20 protein-coding genes are annotated in these 17,905 nt (G+C 46.6%); 14 read left to right on the forward strand and 6 right to left on the reverse strand.

Translation table 11 applies throughout. The annotated features are described in order from the left end of the window. Positions 1-91 precede the first annotated feature (91 nt). The 5 genes from VF685_RS02900 to VF685_RS02920 all read right to left on the reverse strand — a co-directional run bounded on the left by VF685_RS02900 (position 92) and on the right by VF685_RS02920 (position 2,949). Complete coding sequence (locus tag VF685_RS02900) at positions 92-877, reverse strand: thiazole synthase (protein ID WP_005177093.1); 786 nt, start codon at positions 875-877, stop codon at positions 92-94. A 12-nt stretch (positions 878-889) separates the two neighbouring features. Then, the gene (gene thiS, locus VF685_RS02905; RefSeq protein WP_005177095.1) at positions 890-1,087 is read right to left on the reverse strand and encodes a sulfur carrier protein ThiS; all 198 of its coding nucleotides are present in this window, start codon (positions 1,085-1,087) and stop codon (positions 890-892) included. 32 nt (positions 1,088-1,119) lie between these two features. Then, positions 1,120-1,485, reverse strand: a complete 366-nt coding sequence (locus tag VF685_RS02910) for a DUF423 domain-containing protein (protein ID WP_005177099.1) — start codon at positions 1,483-1,485, stop codon at positions 1,120-1,122. Positions 1,486-1,706: 221 nt separating this feature from the next. Further along, positions 1,707-2,576, reverse strand: a complete 870-nt coding sequence (gene rpoH, locus VF685_RS02915) for an RNA polymerase sigma factor RpoH (RefSeq protein ID WP_005177101.1) — start codon at positions 2,574-2,576, stop codon at positions 1,707-1,709. A 136-nt stretch (positions 2,577-2,712) separates the two neighbouring features. Beyond that, positions 2,713-2,949, reverse strand: a complete 237-nt coding sequence (locus tag VF685_RS02920; RefSeq protein ID WP_005177103.1) for a sulfurtransferase TusA family protein — start codon at positions 2,947-2,949, stop codon at positions 2,713-2,715. Between the two features lie 385 nt (positions 2,950-3,334). On the opposite strand from VF685_RS02920, the gene VF685_RS02925 reads away from it, so the two are divergent. Continuing rightward, positions 3,335-3,547, forward strand: coding sequence for a cold-shock protein (locus tag VF685_RS02925; protein ID WP_005177104.1), 213 nt, complete (start codon positions 3,335-3,337; stop codon positions 3,545-3,547). Between the two features lie 95 nt (positions 3,548-3,642). Beyond that, entirely contained in the window at positions 3,643-4,794 is a 1,152-nt protein-coding gene (gene rhlB / locus VF685_RS02930) for an ATP-dependent RNA helicase RhlB (protein WP_005177106.1), read from the forward strand. 112 nt (positions 4,795-4,906) lie between these two features. Here rhlB and VF685_RS02935 read toward each other — a convergent pair whose 3' ends face one another. Next, on the reverse strand, positions 4,907-5,287 hold the full coding sequence (locus tag VF685_RS02935) for a hypothetical protein (protein ID WP_286384694.1): 381 nt from the start codon (positions 5,285-5,287) through the stop codon (positions 4,907-4,909). Between the two features lie 224 nt (positions 5,288-5,511). On the opposite strand from VF685_RS02935, the gene VF685_RS02940 reads away from it, so the two are divergent. The 12 genes from VF685_RS02940 to VF685_RS02995 all read left to right on the forward strand — a co-directional run bounded on the left by VF685_RS02940 (position 5,512) and on the right by VF685_RS02995 (position 17,893). Beyond that, positions 5,512-6,087: a nitroreductase family protein gene (locus VF685_RS02940; protein WP_286384693.1), complete on the forward strand. Its 576-nt coding sequence runs from the start codon at positions 5,512-5,514 to the stop codon at positions 6,085-6,087. A 30-nt stretch (positions 6,088-6,117) separates the two neighbouring features. Continuing rightward, positions 6,118-7,191, forward strand: a complete 1,074-nt coding sequence (locus VF685_RS02945; protein ID WP_005177113.1) for an NAD(P)H-dependent glycerol-3-phosphate dehydrogenase — start codon at positions 6,118-6,120, stop codon at positions 7,189-7,191. Positions 7,192-7,275: 84 nt separating this feature from the next. Then, positions 7,276-7,731 (forward strand): phosphohistidine phosphatase SixA, encoded by a 456-nt coding sequence (gene sixA, locus VF685_RS02950; protein WP_163142241.1) that lies wholly within the window; start codon positions 7,276-7,278, stop codon positions 7,729-7,731. A 33-nt stretch (positions 7,732-7,764) separates the two neighbouring features. After that, the gene (gene gspL / locus VF685_RS02955; RefSeq protein WP_286384692.1) at positions 7,765-8,904 is read left to right on the forward strand and encodes a type II secretion system protein GspL; all 1,140 of its coding nucleotides are present in this window, start codon (positions 7,765-7,767) and stop codon (positions 8,902-8,904) included. After that, positions 8,904-9,383, forward strand: coding sequence for a type II secretion system protein GspM (gspM, locus tag VF685_RS02960; protein ID WP_075175184.1), 480 nt, complete (start codon positions 8,904-8,906; stop codon positions 9,381-9,383). The genes gspL and gspM overlap by 1 nt, the downstream gene beginning before the upstream one ends. A 90-nt stretch (positions 9,384-9,473) precedes the next feature. Further along, positions 9,474-10,475, forward strand: coding sequence for a quinone-dependent dihydroorotate dehydrogenase (locus VF685_RS02965; protein WP_016658357.1), 1,002 nt, complete (start codon positions 9,474-9,476; stop codon positions 10,473-10,475). Positions 10,476-10,479: 4 nt separating this feature from the next. Next, positions 10,480-11,055, forward strand: a complete 576-nt coding sequence (locus VF685_RS02970) for a CvpA family protein (RefSeq protein ID WP_016658356.1) — start codon at positions 10,480-10,482, stop codon at positions 11,053-11,055. Positions 11,056-11,079: 24 nt separating this feature from the next. Continuing rightward, positions 11,080-12,618, forward strand: a complete 1,539-nt coding sequence (purF, locus tag VF685_RS02975) for an amidophosphoribosyltransferase (RefSeq protein ID WP_005177128.1) — start codon at positions 11,080-11,082, stop codon at positions 12,616-12,618. A gap of 90 nt (positions 12,619-12,708) precedes the next feature. Further along, positions 12,709-14,598, forward strand: coding sequence for a M48 family metallopeptidase (locus tag VF685_RS02980; RefSeq protein ID WP_005177130.1), 1,890 nt, complete (start codon positions 12,709-12,711; stop codon positions 14,596-14,598). 136 nt (positions 14,599-14,734) lie between these two features. Beyond that, positions 14,735-15,406 carry a hypothetical protein gene (locus tag VF685_RS02985; protein ID WP_005177134.1) on the forward strand — a complete coding sequence of 224 codons (672 nt, stop codon included), beginning with the start codon at positions 14,735-14,737 and terminating at the stop codon, positions 15,404-15,406. Next, positions 15,403-16,371 carry a 2-hydroxyacid dehydrogenase gene (locus tag VF685_RS02990; protein ID WP_286384691.1) on the forward strand — a complete coding sequence of 323 codons (969 nt, stop codon included), beginning with the start codon at positions 15,403-15,405 and terminating at the stop codon, positions 16,369-16,371. The genes VF685_RS02985 and VF685_RS02990 overlap by 4 nt, the downstream gene beginning before the upstream one ends. 82 nt (positions 16,372-16,453) lie before the next feature. Next, complete coding sequence (locus VF685_RS02995; protein ID WP_407061110.1) at positions 16,454-17,893, forward strand: M48 family metalloprotease; 1,440 nt, start codon at positions 16,454-16,456, stop codon at positions 17,891-17,893. The last annotated feature ends 12 nt before the right edge of the window (positions 17,894-17,905 follow it).

Genomic DNA, 17,905 nt, shown 5'->3' on the forward strand with positions numbered 1-17,905 from the left:
GACTCAAGCAGAGTCCTTTTTTCATGTTTCGCTTTTAAATCAATTGAAACCTGAAGGATCAACTCATCTCTTAGCGCAGATAATGTCCGGATTATTTAAAGAAATAACCGGTTTCTGGCGAGCTGGCATTGGCCATACGTTTACGCGGCATCCGGCCTGCCAGATAAGCTTCACGACCCGCTTCCACTGCTTTGCGCATTGCCGAAGCCATCAGGACCGGATTTTGCGCTGCTGCAATTGCAGTATTCATTAACACACCATCACAGCCCAGTTCCATGGCAATTGCTGCATCACTGGCAGTGCCGACACCCGCATCGACCAGTACCGGTACTTTGGCATTTTCTTTAATAATAGAAATGGTATGCGGGTTTAAAATCCCCAGTCCTGAACCAATTAAGCTGCCTAAAGGCATAATTGCCACACAGCCCATGCTTTCCAGTTCTTGTGCCACAATCGGATCATCCGAGGTATAGACCATAATCTCGAAACCATCATCAATAAGCGTGCGCGCTGCCTTTAAGGTTTCGGTGATGTTTGGATACAGGGTTTTTTCATCGCCCAGTACTTCCAGTTTTACCAGATTATGACCATCGAGCAGTTCACGTGCCAGCATACAGGTACGCACTGCACTGTTGGCATCAAAACAGCCGGCTGTATTTGGCAAAATGGTATATTTTTCTGGTGGAATCACAGACAGCAAATTTGGCTGATCGGGATGCTGACCAATATTCACGCGACGAATAGCAACAGTTACAATTTCCGCACCGCTGGCCTGAATGGCCAGATCTGTTTCCTGCAGATCTTTATATTTTCCCGTGCCCACCAGCAAGCGCGAGTTAAAAGTGCGTGAACCGATTTTAAGTAGGGTGTCTTCCATACGTGCTCCGTCTTAGCCGCCGCCAACGGCATGAATAATTTCAATGCGGTCTTGATCATGAATAGGGGTGCTTTCCAGTCGGCTTTTCGGCACAATCATCTCGTTTTGTTCTACCGCAAAACGTTTGCCTTCCAACGCCAGTTGTTGCACCAGTTCTAGTAAATTATGGCACTGTGTCTGTTGTAATTCGCCGTTTAAATAAATGTGCATACCTGCAGTTTCCTAGCTGTTCCGTTCCCGAATTATCGGGCATATTTCATGGCATTCCAGGCCAGTACCAGCCAGCCGGCAATCATTAGCGCACCGCCAATTGGGGTAATGGCCCCCAGACCGCGCGGCAAACCTAGCGCCATCACATACAATGAGCCACAGAAAAACACAATCCCGACCTGAATCAGCAGGAAGCTGGCTTTAATGGGAAATTGAGTCATGACTTTGGCCAGAATCGCCAGTGCCAATAATCCGAGGGCATGATAGAAAAAATAATCAGTCGCTGTTTGCCACCACGCCAGTTGAGCTTCTGTTGCGCGTGCTTTTAAGCCATGTGCCCCAAATGCACCTAACATCACCGCAAGTGCTAAATTAAGGGCAGAAATTGCAATCCACATAGCAAGAATGACCTGAGTAAATTTGCGCTCAACCTTAACATTTTTCCGGGCAACGAGAAAGTGAAAAACTTTCACCCTGAAATGTGGTATTGAATCCAGCTTTTTGATTTTAGGGGGGAAGAAAATGGATTTCTTTAAGATCATCGCCCGGTTTCAGCAAGCACAGACAGCAAAAAAGGGCAGATCGCCCTTTTTTAACTTTAGCACTCTGGAATCATCACTTAGTTAGATGACATTGCCACTTTAATTTTTTCCATGGCATTTTTTTCAAGCTGGCGAATACGCTCCGCAGAAACATTATATTCAGCTGCTAGTTCATGCAGGGTCGATTTATCATCATCTAACCAGCGACGCTGCAAGATATTACGCGAACGGTCATCCAGCTGCTCCATGGCTTCATGCAGGGCAGAGGTGCTTTGTGCCTCATAATCTTCATCTTCGACCAGACGGGCCGGATCGTAACGGTTATCTTCTAAATAAAGCGCCGGCGCAACATGGGTAGTGTTTTCACTTTCATCATCATTTTGCGCTTCGAAAGCCGCGTCATAAGCGGTCAGACGGCCTTCCATTTCCAGGACCTGTTCCGGAGTGACATTCAGGTCGTTGGCAATCGATTTGGCTTCTTCCAGCGTCAGTTTTTTGCTGGATTTTTTCAGGCTGCGTAAATTAAAGAACAGTTTACGCTGTGCCTTGGTGGTGGCAATTTTAACAATACGCCAGTTACGGATCACATATTCGTGAATCTCTGCTTTAATCCAGTGCACGGCAAATGACACCAGACGCACGCCCATATTCGGGTCGAAGCGTTTCACGGCCTTCATTAGACCGAGGTTGCCTTCCTGAATCAGGTCGCCTTGTGGCAAACCATAACCTGCATAACTACGCGCAATATGGACTACAAATCGCAAATGCGACATGACCAGCATTTTTGCTGCATCTAAATCTTGATCGTAATAATAACGTTCAGCTAACTCTTTTTCTTGTTCAGCCGTTAAAATAGGAATTTGATTGACGGTACTAATATAAGCACCGAGATTTACGCCTGGCGCAGATAATGACAGGGGCATCAACTGATTGCGGCTGTCACTCATGAGTTCTCCTTATAGGATCGGTGGGTCGTATTACCTGTAAATTTCATCTTAATACCAATATCCTTGCAAATTAAGGAAAAAAGGTAGAGAAATGTAAAGTTTTATGCCAATGCATGCTGTTTACTTTAATTGAAAATTATTTAATTTCAATAAAGTAATGAAACTCGTTGGCAGAAATTTGTGTCAATTCACAGCCGTACTGGTGAATCTGACAATAGCGGCTGACATCTTGCTGACTATGCGGGTCAGAGGACTTGAGCAGAAAGTGTCCGGCGCCGGTTTTTTTTAAAGCGCGTTTTAGCATCAGTAAGGGCATGGGGCAGGGTTGTCCCATCGCATCAATGGTGATCATTTCATCGACAGAGTTGTCCATAATCTGCTTCAATCGGGTCTTTAAAAAAGGACTTAAAATATTAGCAAATTTGGTGCCAAATCTAAAGTTTATTTGCGGTTTTTATCAAAATATAACATTGAAAAATCTTGAATTAACTTTGTCAAAAAAAGCATGAATTCTGAATAAGATAAATCAAAAAAAATCTATTATTTGTCATAAACCCGTGTTAAGCTCGATGCGTATTTAGGATTTGAGATAGGCAGTTGTTGTTTGTCGCCCTATTACAAATTGGATGTAACCGGGATTTTGTTAATAGTTATACAGAATGATTACAAGCTTAGAAATAAAAATATTTTTAAACTTTGTTTACTCTGCTGTTTGCAACACCGGGTGGTCCTTCTTTTTAATCAATGAGGATTAACTTATGACAGCTCGTGAACAAGGCGTAGTTAAATGGTTCAACGACACTAAAGGTTTTGGCTTTATTCAACGTAACGGCGGCGACGATGTATTCGTTCACTTCCGTGCGATTCAAGGCGAAGGCCACCGTTCACTTCGTGACGGTCAACGTGTTGAGTTCAGCGTAGTTAAAGGTCAAAAAGGCTTCCAAGCGGAAGAAGTACAACCTTTAGACTAATCGTTGGATTAATCTGAAAAACGCTCCATCTATTGGGGCGTTTTTTGTTTATAATATGATACGTTTTTGTGATTAATAAGTTAGAGCACATTTTTATGTCATCTGGTTTTGAAACCTTAAATTTACATCCGAAACTGAGACAAGCTATTGCGGCCTTAGGTTTTAAGGAAATGACGCCCATTCAGCAAAAGGTTTTAAAATTTACTTTGGCTGGACATGATGCCATTGGTCGCGCCCAGACCGGTACCGGCAAAACCGCTGCCTTCCTCATTAGCGTAATCAATGACTTATTGAATAATCCGGTGAAAGAGCAGCGTTTCCGTGGTGAGCCGCGTGCCCTGATTCTGGCACCGACGCGTGAACTGGCCTTACAGATTGAAAGCGATGCCAAAGAGCTGGTGAAGTTTACTGACCTGCATGTGGTGACTTTGTTGGGCGGTGTCGATTTTGACAAGCAAAAAGCGCAGCTGGATAAAAACTTTGTCGACATTATGGTCGCGACCCCGGGTCGTCTGATTGACTTTGTCGAGCAAAAAGAAGTCTGGCTGGATCAGCTGGAATTTCTGGTGATTGATGAAGCCGACCGTTTACTGGATATGGGCTTTATTCCATCGGTAAAACGGATTGTGCGTTTTTCACCGCGTAAAGAGCAGCGTCAGACTTTAATGTTCTCGGCCACTTTTAGCTACGATGTGCTGAATCTGGCCCAGCAATGGTTATTTGAACCGGTGACTGTCGAAATTGAACCGGAAAAGAAAACCAATGCCGATGTCGAACAGCGCGTATATATGGTGTCGAACTCAGACAAATATAAACTGCTGCAAGATATTCTGCGCGATGAGCCAATTGAAAAAGTCATGATTTTTGCCAACCGCCGCGATCAGGTGCGCCGTCTGTATGACCATCTGAAACGTGATGGCTATAAAGTGGTCATGCTATCTGGTGAAATTGCCCAGGATAAACGCCTGAAAATGCTGGACCAGTTTAAAAATGGCAAGCACAACATCATGATTGCCACCGATGTTGCCGGACGCGGCATTCACGTCGATGGCGTGTCGCATGTGGTGAACTTTACCTTGCCAGAACAATCAGATGACTACGTGCACCGTATTGGCCGTACTGGTCGTGCTGGTACGCGTGGGGTCAGTATTAGTTTCCTGGCCGAAGATGATGCTTTCTATTTGCCAGAAATTGAAAAAGCCATCGGACAAAAACTGCCATTAACCCGTTTAGATGGTTATTGCTAGACTTTACTATGTCGTGTTGTTGCTGAGGCAGCTACCCGCATCAAAATGAAAAAATGGATCAGCTCCAAAGGACCTGATCCATTTTTTATTGCATCTTTTGATTATGTTCAGATTAATTGGCCTGACAGCGGAAGGTGAGTACGGTCTGATAATCATCATCCTGTGCCAGCTGGGCATTACGACCCGAGATGGTGCCGAGCACAGTCGCGGCAGCCTGAATCATCTGTCCGGTCTGTTCATCGACCACGCCTTTTAAAGCACCGTTATAAGTGGTCTGTTCATCGACCACCACCGGTGTAGCACGGCTACCACAGGTTTTGTTGGCAGTACTAATGGCGTTGTTTTTAGAAATGATATTGCTTTTCCCTAAACCGGTGACTTCGTACTGATTATTTTCTTTCTGAATTGCCAGCGAAGAGGTCGGGTTTGAAGCACAGGCGGTAAAAAACAGCGCAGCCGTGGCTGCAGCACTTAAACCAATCAGCTTGTTCATGTGTAGTCCCCATATTTTATTTGTTGAATCAGTTATCTATCTAAACATATCTGCTCTTTTAGAGTTTGTAGAAGCTGTAAAGAAATGCAGTTTTATATAGTGGCTCTGTGACAGATGAGCCAGCCATTAAAACTCAGGATTCATACAAATAACCCAACGCAAATAGAGTAAATTCTGTGGTTTATGCTAATCTTGAAGCAGATTTTACAGATAGATATAAGCCAATGACGGATACAGTGGAAGCTACGGTTCATCAGAATATTCATCAACGTCAGTCGATTGGGCATCTGGTCGAGCCGGCACCGAATGCAGCGCAGCTGGAGCGTGCCTTTCAGGCCGCCTTGACCGCGCCTGATCATCATCGTTTAAAACCAACCCGTTTTGTGGTAATTCCGGCAGAGCGCCGTGAAGCCTTTGGTGCGTTGCTGGTACAGGCCCTGGCCGATTTGGGCCAGACCGATGCGGTGCAGCTGGAACGTGTGAAACATCATCCTTTTCGGGCGCCATTACTGGTGCTGGCATTGACCAAATTCCAGACGCATCCTAAAGTTCCGGATTTTGAGCAAACCTTAAGTACCGGGGCGGCGGTACAGAATTTCCTGCTGTCTTTGCAGGCCCAGGGCTTTGCCAGTATGTGGCGCAGTGGTGCCGTGGTTGAATCAAAATTATTGAAAAAAGCTTTGAAATTAAATGAAGATGATTTAATTTCAGGCATCATCTATATTGGAACTGCCGCAAAAGCGATTGCGCCGCGTGCGGACATTCAGACTGACGCCTATGTCAGTTACTGGACGGAATAAGCATCGCATACGGCTGAGGATATAAAAATAATGTCAGAATTGAATTTTGCCAGTCTGGTAGAACCGGTCAATATTGATCAGAAAACCGCATTAAGAATTACCGTCTTGGGTGGGGGCAGTTTTGGTACCGCCATGGCCAATACCGCGGTGCGTAACGGCTGTGACACCATGATCTGGATTCGGGATGAAGCCACCGCTGAGGAAATTAACCGCACTCATATCAATAAACGCTATTTGCCAGATTTTCCTTTAGAGCCGGGCTTAAAAGCAGTGTCGGATCTGGAACTGGCGGTGCGCGACCGAGATATTATTCTGGTCGCCATTCCAAGTCATTCTTTTCGTGATGTGCTGAAGCAGATTAAGCCGTTTATCACCTCGCAAGCGGTGGTGTCCCTGACCAAGGGCATTGAGGCCAAAACCTTCTGCTTTATGAGCGATATTATTCGTGCCGAATTGCCAGAAGTGCCGTATGGCGTGCTGTCTGGCCCGAACCTGGCCAAAGAAATTGTAGCCGGGCAGCCCGCCGGAACCGTGATTGCCAGCCAGTCAGAACTGGTGCGTTATGCGGTGCAGCAGGCACTGCACAGTGCTTTATTCCGTGTATTCGGTAGTGATGATGTACACGGGGTTGAACTTGGCGGGGCGTTAAAAAATATTTATGCCGTGGCCATGGGCATGGCCGCCGCGTATAACGTCGGTGAAAATACCAAAAGTATGATTTTAACCCGTGCTTTAGCTGAAATGAGCCGTTTTGCGGTCAAGCTGGGCGCCAACCCGCTGACGTTCCTTGGTTTGTCAGGTGTCGGTGATTTATTTGCCACCTGTAGCAGTCCATTGAGTCGTAACTATCAGGTCGGGTTTGCACTGGGCAAAGGCAAAACCCTGGAACAGGCCACACAGGAACTGGGCCAGACCGCAGAAGGGATTAATACCATTGTGCAGGTCAAAGCGCGTTCTGAAGAGCTGGATGTGTATATGCCAATTACCAGCGCCTTGTATGATGTAATTTATGAAGGACAGCCGCCGCTGACGATTGCACTGGCACTCATGAAAAATGGCCATCGTAGTGATGTAGAGTTTGTATTGCCACATCATGAGGTATAAATTGGTTAAAATATGACAGTTTGATGAACCGAACTGTCATATTTACTGCTTATAATGCGGACAAAATGAAATAAGGAAATGTATATGCAATTGACCCTAGTGCGTCATGGTGAAGCTTCACCACCCGTGCATGGTAATGATATTAAACGTCCCCTGACCGAACGTGGGCATACCCAGGCACAGCAAACGGCAGAGTATTTAAAAGATCTGATCCGTCCGGATGTGTTTGTGGTTAGTCCGCTGTTACGTGCCCAGGAAACGCTGGCGCATATCCAGACCTATTTTAAAGATGTGCCTGTGGTGATCTGCAATACCATTAAACCGGATGATGATGCGACTCAGGCTATTGAGTGGTTATCGCATTTGCCTTATGAATCAATTGCGGTGGTGTGTCATATGAATGTGGTGGCACATATTGCAGAGCAGTTAACCGGGGAATCTTTCCATCCTTATGCGCTGGCAGAAGCGCGTATTTATGAGCAGGCGGTTATTGCTGCAGGTTTATCGACACAAATAAAAAGTTTTATTCCAGACGCATAACAACACACTTTATTTCATGGCAGTACAATAACAATGTTGCAAATATGGATGCCGGAAGCCAATGGGGTTTGGCAATGGTCGAGCGGGGAGTACTGGGTTCAGGCCAATACCCTGGAAGACCTGATTCAGGCGATACAGCTTCATCAGGGTGAAGAAGCAGTGGTGTATTTTCCGAGCCGGGATATACAGATGCTGCAACAGCAGATGAGCAAGGCCCAATACAAGCAGCTGGGGCCAGACGGAATTAAATTCCTGCTAGAAGAATTTGTGGTATTGCCAATTGATGCCATGAAAGTGCTGCATCATTTTCAGCAGCCGGACCGCCTGACTTTACTTGGTGTGGCGCAAAGCCATGTCGAAACCTTGCAACATGCTTTGGCGCTATTGCCGGTCAAAGTCACGGCCTTATTGCCAGACTTTTTATTGCTGCCAGTGCCTGAGCCTGATCATATTGTGCTGGCCAATGTCTGTGGCCGGTTGCTGGTACGTGAAAATGAATATCTGGGCAGCTCGGTCGATGATCTGGCTTTATTTCTGGATTATCAGGCGCCTGAACAGCGTTATCAGATCAGTAATTTTACCGCCGAACAGATGCACAGTATTGAGGCTATCAGCACGCATGAGCAGTTAAGCTCCTTCCATTATGAAGTGCCGGTGCTGAAAAAAGCCAAACAGCATCCTTTTAATATTTTACCCAAAGCCAAAAGTGAATCGGGCATTTCGGGTTGCTGGAAAGCCTGTGCTGCGGTATTTTTGGGGATTCTGGTGGTGCAGTTCAGTTATGATGCCACGCGCTGGTATCAGTATAAAAAAGTTGCGAATCAGACCGCGGTGCAGGCGATTGACCAGTTTAAATACTGGTTTGGGCAAAACTATCCGGTCACCGAGCAAAATATTAAAAGCCAGTTTGAATATCAGTTAAAACAAAGCCAGACCGCCGATACCCAAGCCTTACAGTTGCTCAGTCGGGTCGGGCCGGTATTGATGCAGAATCAGATTGTGGCCAGACGGGTCAATTATGATCTGTCCAGTCTGAATATGGAATTGCAGGCCAGTTCCGCAGCCAGCTTGCAGGCATTGACCCAGCAATTAAACCAGCAAGGCTTTAAGGTCGAGCTAGGTAATATTCAACCGGCCGCCAACGGCGCAATCGGACTGGTGAAAATACAATAATGAAAGCAGTAGAAAAAATTCAGCAGCGTTGGGATCAGTCGCTGGAAAAATTAAATGACTATTTAGATACGCTGAGCTTGCGTGAACGGATCATGGTGATTTTTACCGGTATTTTTGTGCTGGTGGCCGCCGTCGGATCGGCGCTGTGGTATATGCACGGCGCAGCAGATCAGCAGCAAAAACGGCTCAATACCTTAAAAGATCTGGTGGTGTGGATGCAAAGCAACGCCGTGACCATGAAGCCGGCCGGGGATGTACAGCTCAGCAGTCTGGAAAAAGTACAGCGCGTGGCACAGCAGCAGGGTTTGTCGGTGGCATCGCAGCAGTCGGGTGAAAAAATTCAAATTGTAAGCAGTCATGCACAATATTCTGTGCTGGCCAATTTCCTGACCCAGCTGGCACAAATGGGATTAAGCATTGAAAAAATGGAATTAATTTCCGATGCCGGGCAGATTAAATTAACGGCGACAGTGCAATAACCGGTAAAAATAAACAATGGTCAAGCATGGTGTTTTCAACAATCTGGGCCTATAATAGGCCGACTTAAAAAGCCGTAGACTTTTGCCGATATGTTGTATTCTCTTGCCCGCCCTTTGTTGTTTTCTTTGGCACCGGAGCGTGCACATGAGCTCACATTATCTTTATTAAAATCAGGTCATAAAATGGGCCTGATGCGTCAGCAGGTGGCAGCAAAACCGGTCACCTGTATGGGTATTGAATTCCCGAATCCGGTAGGTCTGGCTGCAGGCCTGGACAAAAATGGTGCCTATATTGATGCACTGGCCGCTCTAGGTTTTGGTTTTATTGAAATTGGTACCATCACCCCGCGTCCACAAGCCGGTAATCCACATCCGCGTCTGTTCCGTTTACCGCAGGCCAAAGCCATTATTAACCGCATGGGTTTTAATAATGATGGCGTCGATAAGCTGATTGAAAACGTCAAGGCCGCCAAATTTAAAGGCGTACTGGGGATTAATATTGGTAAAAATGCCGATACTCCGGTAGAAAAAGCGGTTGATGATTATCTGATCTGTTTAGAAAAAGTTTATAATTACGCCTCTTATATTACGGTCAATATCTCATCACCAAACACCAAGAATTTGCGTAGTCTGCAAAGCGGAGATGCCCTGACCGAGCTGTTGCAAACCTTGAAACAGCGTCAGTTGGCGTTGGCCGAAGAGCATCAGCATTATGTACCGTTGGTGCTGAAAGTCGCGCCAGATCTAGAACCGTCCGATATTGAATTTATTGCCCAGCAATTACTGCAATTTAAAATTGATGGTTTAATTGTGACCAATACCACCTTGTCTCGTGAAGGGGTAGAGAATTTGCCACATGGCGATGAAGCCGGTGGTTTATCGGGTGCGCCAGTATTTGAAAAGAGTACCGCGTGTCTGGCAGCCTTTGCCAAAACCTTAGAGGGCAAAATTCCTTTAATTGGTGTTGGTGGTATTCTTTCAGGTGAGCAGGCAGTTGCGAAACGCAATGCCGGTGCAACTTTGGTACAAGTGTATAGCGGTTTGGTCTATACTGGCCCGGAACTTGTGAAAGATTGTGTAGACGCACTTTAAAGTCATGAACGCCATCGATATCTTTATACTGATTATTCTGCTCATTGGAGGGCTTAACGGTTTGCGTCAAGGATTTATTAAAGCCTTTGCGAACTTGGTCGGTTGGATTTTTGCCCTGATTGTGGCGGCAAAATATGCTTCCGTTCTAGCGCCTTCCATGACCGCTCTCAGTGCTGATCCGGTGGTTCAGAAAATTGCGGCCTTTGCCTTTATTGTGTTGGTGATTGTGGTGCTGACCTGGATGGTGAGCGCATTATTAAACCGCATCTTGAAATCGCTGAAACTGGGCCCATTAAATCGTTTAGCCGGTGGTGCGTTTGGTACCCTCAAAGGTCTGCTGATTGTGCTAATTGCCATTCAGGGCATTGGGCCGTGGGTCGAAAGTTCGCCGCACTGGAAACAGTCCAAATTTATTCAAACCCTTTTACCTTATGCGCCTTGGGCCACACAAATGTCCAAAGATGCCGCCAATGAGGCTTTACAGCACATCAAATCAGAAGATGCTCCGAAATCTTCTGGTTCTTCATCTGAACCTGAACGAAAGGGCGCAGATGAGTCAACGAATAATCCTTTTTATTAATCCTAGCTGGTCTGCGAGGTTGCTATGTGTGGAGTAGTTGGTATAGCTGGTAAATCACCTGTTAACCAAATGTTGTTTGATGCATTAACGATGTTACAACATCGGGGACAAGATGCAGCTGGGATTGTCACTTGCCATGAAGGTCGCTTGTTCTTGCGTAAAGACAACGGCATGGTGCGTGATGTATTCCATACCCGTCACATGCGTGCCTTGCTGGGCAACTACGGGATTGGTCATGTGCGTTATCCGACGGCTGGTTCATCTAGCAGTGCAGAAGCGCAGCCGTTTTATGTGAACTCGCCGTACGGTATTACGCTGGCGCATAACGGTAATCTGACCAATGCCGAAGAAATTCATGAAGACCTGTTCAAGACTGATTTACGTCACATGAATACCGATTCAGATTCAGAAGTACTGTTAAACGTTTTTGCTCATGAATTACAAAAACGCGGCAAGCTGGAGCCGGCAGCAGAAGATATCTTCCATGCGGTAACGCGTGTGCATGAGCGTTGTAAAGGGGCTTATGGCGTAGTGGCCATGGTGACCGGTCAAGGGATTGTGGGCTTCCGTGACCCGCATGGGATTCGTCCGTTAATTTACGGTTCGCGTGAAACCGATGAAGGCATGGAATACATCATTGCCTCTGAATCGGTGGCAATTACGGCACTGGGCTTTAAAGTCGAGCGTGACCTGGCACCGGGTGAAGCCATCTTCATTGACTCTAACGGCCAGATGTTTACCCAGCAGTGTGCGGCGCAATCTGAATATCATCCATGTATTTTTGAATATGTGTATTTCGCGCGTCCAGATGCGACCATTGATGGTATTTCGGTATACAAAGCCCGTTTAAAAATGGGTGAGAAGCTGGCGCAAAAAATCCTGCGTGAATGGGGTGAGGAACACGATATTGATGTCGTAATTCCAATTCCAGATACTTCGCGTACTTCGGCCTTGGAACTGGCCAACACCTTAGGTGTTAAATTCCGTGAAGGCTTTATGAAAAACCGTTATATCGGTCGTACCTTCATTATGCCAGGTCAGCAGCAGCGTAAAAAATCGGTACGTCAAAAGCTGAACCCGGTTGAGCTGGAATTTAAAGGCAAGAATGTGTTACTGGTAGATGACTCGATTGTGCGTGGTACCACCTGTAACGAAATTATCCAGATGGCACGTGACGCTGGTGCCAAACGCGTATTCTTCGCTTCAGCGGCACCGATGGTGAAATATCCAAACGTGTATGGTATTGATATGCCGGCTAAATCTGAGTTGATCGCCTCTAGCCGTAGCGTCGAAGAAATTCGTGAAATTATTGGTGCTGACCGTCTGATTTTCCAGGATCTGGAAGATTTGAAAGCTGCAGTACGTACCCATAAAGTGCCAGAAGTGAATGATTTCGATTGCTCGGTGTTTGATGGGGTTTATGTCGCAGGCGGTATTGATGAAGCCTATCTTGATAATCTTCAGCAAAAACGCAGCGATACAGCTAAAAAGAAAAAAGACAATTATATCGATGTGAATATTGATGCTGCATCGGTAGATTTGACCGGTTTGAAAGAAGAATAATTCTTGTAAAACTGGCAGGAAAAGCGGGAAATTCCCGCTTTTTTCATTTATGATGTCGCCTAAAGACAATGTAATTTAAGGAAATTTACATTGAAAGATGTAGGTTACTACTTTATTAAAAACAAGAATATGATGTGGTCTGCAAGCCTGTGTCTGCTTGCGGTCATCCTGACCATTTTTATTTTAAATACTGTACTGGGTTTGCTGGTGCATTATATTGATGCTTCGCAGTCCATTTACTGGCATAGCTTAAGTCCTTATCTGGTCGCGGTACTGCTGTCTTTAATGGGCATTTCCATTGCTATTGAATTATATATTTTCCGTTCTGGCGGCCACTCACTGGCCAAGCAGCTGTGTGCACGTCGTTTAAGCCTGATTGAAAGCACGCCGGAAGAAAGTGTTGCCTTAAAAATTACCGAACAGCTGGCCGATACCTTCGCGATTGATACGCCGGCGCTGTATGTCCTGCCGGATGAAGTCGGGGTAAATGCACTGACCGCCGGTTTTTATCCACGCGATATTGCGATTATTCTGACCTGGGGCGCCTTGCAAAACCTGGATGAGCAGGAACTGTATGGCTTGCTCAGTCATGAGTTTCATCAAATTTTAAGTGGTGAAACTGCGGAAAATACCAAGCTGAAAATTCTCTACAGCAGCCTGACCACGTTTAGCCAGTGGGGCAGTAAAGTGGCCAAACTCGGCTTTGGCAAGCAGTATTACAACACCGCTTATGCACCTGCCACGCCTTTTGTTGCACTGGGCGGCATGATCTGGCTGATTGGCAGCTTAGGCATGCTGATTACCCGTTTTATTAAATATTTAAACCTGAGCGGGCGTACCTTTAAAAACGACCTGAAAACCAAACGTTTAATCCAGAACAATGCCAATATTCAAACCCTGCTCAGGATTTATGTGCATCATGCCGGTTCGCAAATTCACAGTGAATATTCGGAATCAATTGCGCATATGTGTTTTGCCAACTCGCTGAGTCCGCAAAGCTGGTTGAATATTCATCCGAGTATTGATGCGCGGATTTATGAGTTAAATCCGGCACTGGTACAGGACCTGCAACTGGAAAACCTGAAAAAGCTGCGCAGCCAGCCCTGGTTTGGTCTGTTTCGTTCACTGGAAGAGGTCAACGGTGAATATTATGCGCCGTGGAGTTCGCCGCAACCTTTGCCTTTATTGCGATTATCCCCGATTAGCTTTGCCATTAAAGATGCAATCAAGCCGCTGAAACCGGAAATCCGCCGTAATATGCCGCGTCCGGAACTGATCCAGCGTGCCTTGCAGACGGCCACTGGTTCGCGGGAAGTGATGATGGCGATTTTAATGATTCGCCAATACCGCGAATTTATTCCGCCTGAAGTAGAAGTCAGCCGTGCCATTGTCGATGCCTTGTTAAATCTGGATGGTCGGGTGCATATCTCCATTTTTCTGGAAGCCTGCCAGAATATTGGCGGCATGCCGGCCAGTATCGGGCGGCAGTTCTTGACCAAGCTGGCCAAAATTATTCAGGAAGATGGGGAAATTGGCCTGTTAGATGCCTTGCTGCTGGAGCGGGTCAAATCTGAGTTGAACCTGCTGCCGCTGCATACCCCGACGGCGTTGGATGAAGTTAAACCGCAAATTGTGCGTTTAATTGATGCCTTATTGCATGTCCAGCAGATCAATAGCGGCAACCAGCTGGAAGTACGGGAAAAAATTTTACAGCGCGTGCTGACACCGTATGAGATGTCGCTGTATGAAGAAATTTCTGATGAGCCAATTGATCTGGCAGAAATTCTGAATGATATGGCCGGGCTGTTGTTGCGTGACCGTTTAAGTATTCTGGGTATTGCTGAAGCCTGTTTGTGGAATGACCGGATTATCACTCAGGATGAGCTGGATGTACTGGAGCTGCTGTACTGGCGTTTAGGCTTTGCCACCGAAGAAATGGTCGAGCGTATGCAGAAGAAAAACAGTTTAATGATTATCTAAGCACTCTATTTCTGAGTGCGGTAGGTGGATTGTGTCATCATCATTGAGCAGCTTTAATATGACTGGATGCAGAAAGCACAGCAAAACCGGACTAATCCGGCTAGAATAGCCCTATGGACATAAGTGACGATAGCAGATGATTGGGCATCAACGTGAGATTTTGGCAAGTTTGGGAATTGATATATGGATTCCCCGGGACGCTGCATCTCAAAATTTGCCCACATCTTCCTTATGGCGAGATCAGGCCCCGGCAGAACTGCTGACTGAAATTGTCATGCCGGCAGCTGTCGCGGCGACAGTACCTCAAGATATTGCCTTACAATTCAGACAGCCTGTTGCGGAACCACAAGTCTCTCCGCAAGAGAATCCAGTCGAAAGCCCGGCAGAACCTGTCACGCCTGCGGCTCTGGTTGAAGTGCAGCCTGCCTTACAGATTGATGCATTCCATTTACAAGCCATTGCTACAAAACAATATACGATTGTGCTGGATGCCACCCACATCAATGAGTCGCAGCAACAGTTATGGCGTAATATCCAGCGTGCGGCACAGGCAGAATTTTTTGAGCTGAATTGGCCCTTTGCTTTGCCTGAGCTGCAAGATGGCCGGGCGGTCTCGGTGTATGTGCAAGGTTTTCTAGATGCGATTGCACTGGAGAAAAAGATCATTGTGCTGGGGCAATTGCCTCATTTACAGTTAACGCAAGCTACAGCGTTGCCCGCTTTGGCCGAGATGCTAGAACAGCCCCTATTGAAAAAACAGCTATGGCAGGCTATGCAAGATAAAAAACACATGACGGATCAGGAATGAAACAAAAAGTTATCGCATTTAGTCAGGTTGATCAGGACGTTTTAAGCCAGCTGAAACAGCAGTATGACGTGGTAGAAATTAGCCCGAAACTGGGTGATGTTAATGAGCAGATTCGTACTCATGTCCAAGATGCTGATGGCATGATTGGTGCGGGGCGTTTGCTCAATGCCTCTAACCTGACGGGTGCGCGCCGTCTTAAAGTGGTTTCCAGTATCAGTGTCGGTTATGACAATTATGATGTGGACTATCTGACTGAGCAAAAGATTTATCTGTGCCATACACCGCATGTGTTAACCGAAACCACTGCTGATTTAGCTTTTAGTCTGTTAATGGGAGCCGCGCGTCAGCTGGCCTATCTGGATCGCTGGACCAAACAGGGTGAATGGAAACGTACCGTTGGCCCGGCCCAGTTCGGTCAGGATATTCATGGTAAAACTTTAGGGATTATTGGTTTGGGGAATATTGGTGCCGCCATTGCCCGTCGTGGGCGTTATGGCTTTAACATGAATATTCTGTACCATAACCGCCGCGAAAATCTGGCGCAGGCACAGCCCTTAAATGCGCAATATCGCAATCTAGATGAACTACTACAACAGTCGGATTTTGTGGTGGTCGCGGTGGATTTAAATACCGACTCGACCGCTTTAATTGGTGCGCGTGAGTTTGAGCTGATGCAAAAGCATGCAGTATTCGTGAATATTGCCCGTGGTTCCGTGATCAATGAACAGGCTTTAATTGACGCGCTGAAACAGCAGAAAATTTTTGCGGCCGGTCTGGATGTTTATGAAAAAGAACCGTTGCAAAGTTCCGAACTCTTTGGTCTGGACAATGTGGTGGCCTTGCCGCATATTGGCTCGGCGACGGCAGAAACCCGTAAAAAAATGGCCTGGCTGGCCTATAAAAATCTGGTGGATGTACTGGAGGGTCGGCAGCCGGCCTACGCGGTCAATGGCGGATTTGCGTAAAACTTCCTAACACTTCGTTGCATATTTCTTCGATATTGAATGCTATATTCAAGACACGAGCAGATAATTTGAGAACGGCAATTTGAAACGGTTGTTTTTAGCAGGCAGTTTAGGCCTGCTTACAGCATTCACTTCGATACATGGGGCAAATTTCACCACTTCACCACAATTTAATGTGCCAGAAATTGGTGCAGGGGTGGGGCTGATCGATCAGCAAAAAGAACGCATGATTGGTGAAAAAGTCTATCGTGAAGTGCAGCGTCAAATGCCGGTGGCGCAAAATCCGTGGCTGGAAGATCAGCTGTTCTCGGTCTTCTCGCATCTGCTCAGCCAGACCCAAATGGGCCAGCCTATTGGCCTGCTCATTATTAACGATCCGCAAATTAATGCCTTTGCCGTGCCAGGCGGTCTATTTGCCTTAAATACCGGTCTGGTGACTTCTGCGCGAAATATGGATGAAGTGGCCGGGGTGATGGCGCATGAGATTGCCCACGTGACCCAGCGTCATTATAGCCGTTCACAGGAAGCTTTTAAGGGTCAGGGTCTGCTGGCACTAGCAGGTGTGCTGGTGGGGGCACTGGTTGCATCCCAGGCTGATGGTGATGCCGGTGCTGCCGTAATGATGGGTTCACAGGCCGCATTAATGGATAAGCAGCTGACCTATAGCCGTAATCAGGAGCGTGAAGCCGACCGGATTGGCATGCAATATATGTATACCGCCGGTTATAACCCGCAAAGCATGGCCGATTTTTTTGAAGTGATGCACCGTGCCACCAGCCGGGTCAGTTTCCTGCCGGATTTCTGGTTTACCCATCCGCTGACCACAGAGCGGATGAGTGAAGCGCGTTTACGTGCCAACCAGTTGCCACGGGTGAAATCATCATTACGTGATGAAGAATTTGATATTTTAAAACAGTACACCTTGGTGGTATCCAATCAGGCGACAGAGCAGCAATTACAGGTCTTGGCCAGCCGCAATAACTTTGCTGCACAGCTGGCTTTAGCGGCTTTTTATACCCGGCAGGGAGATTATGCCTTGGCACAGCAAACCCTGGATCAGGCCAAAAATCATCGCCGTTTACATCATCTTATTAGTTTAATTCAAACTGACATCTATTTAGGGCAGAATAAGCTGAGTGAGGCTTATAAAGTGATCAGTTCGCCTGCGCGGATTATGCCGGAGAACCGGGCCTTGAATTACAAGCTGGCTGAAGTGCTGATCCGGCAGAATCAGCCGGCTGAAGCACAGGCACTGGTGCAAAAGTTCCTGAACCGGAACGAGCGTGATTTAAGTGCCTGGCGTTTGATGCAGCAGGCCGCCAATATTGATCGTAGTTCGCCATTACGCACGGTGAATGTATTGCGTTATCGTGCAGAACTGCAATACTGGTCTGGATGGGAGGAAGAGGCGATTAAATCCTTGTTGCATGCCCAGCGTCTGGCCAAGGATAATCAGGCCATGACTGCCAAACTGAAAACACGTACCACAGAAATGCAGCGGGAACGACAGCTCAAAATTTAACAGCATGAAAAA

Origin of the sequence: Acinetobacter sp. Brlt_5, from assembly GCF_051949055.1 — a bacterium.
GTDB classification, from domain to species: domain Bacteria; phylum Pseudomonadota; class Gammaproteobacteria; order Pseudomonadales; family Moraxellaceae; genus Acinetobacter; species Acinetobacter indicus.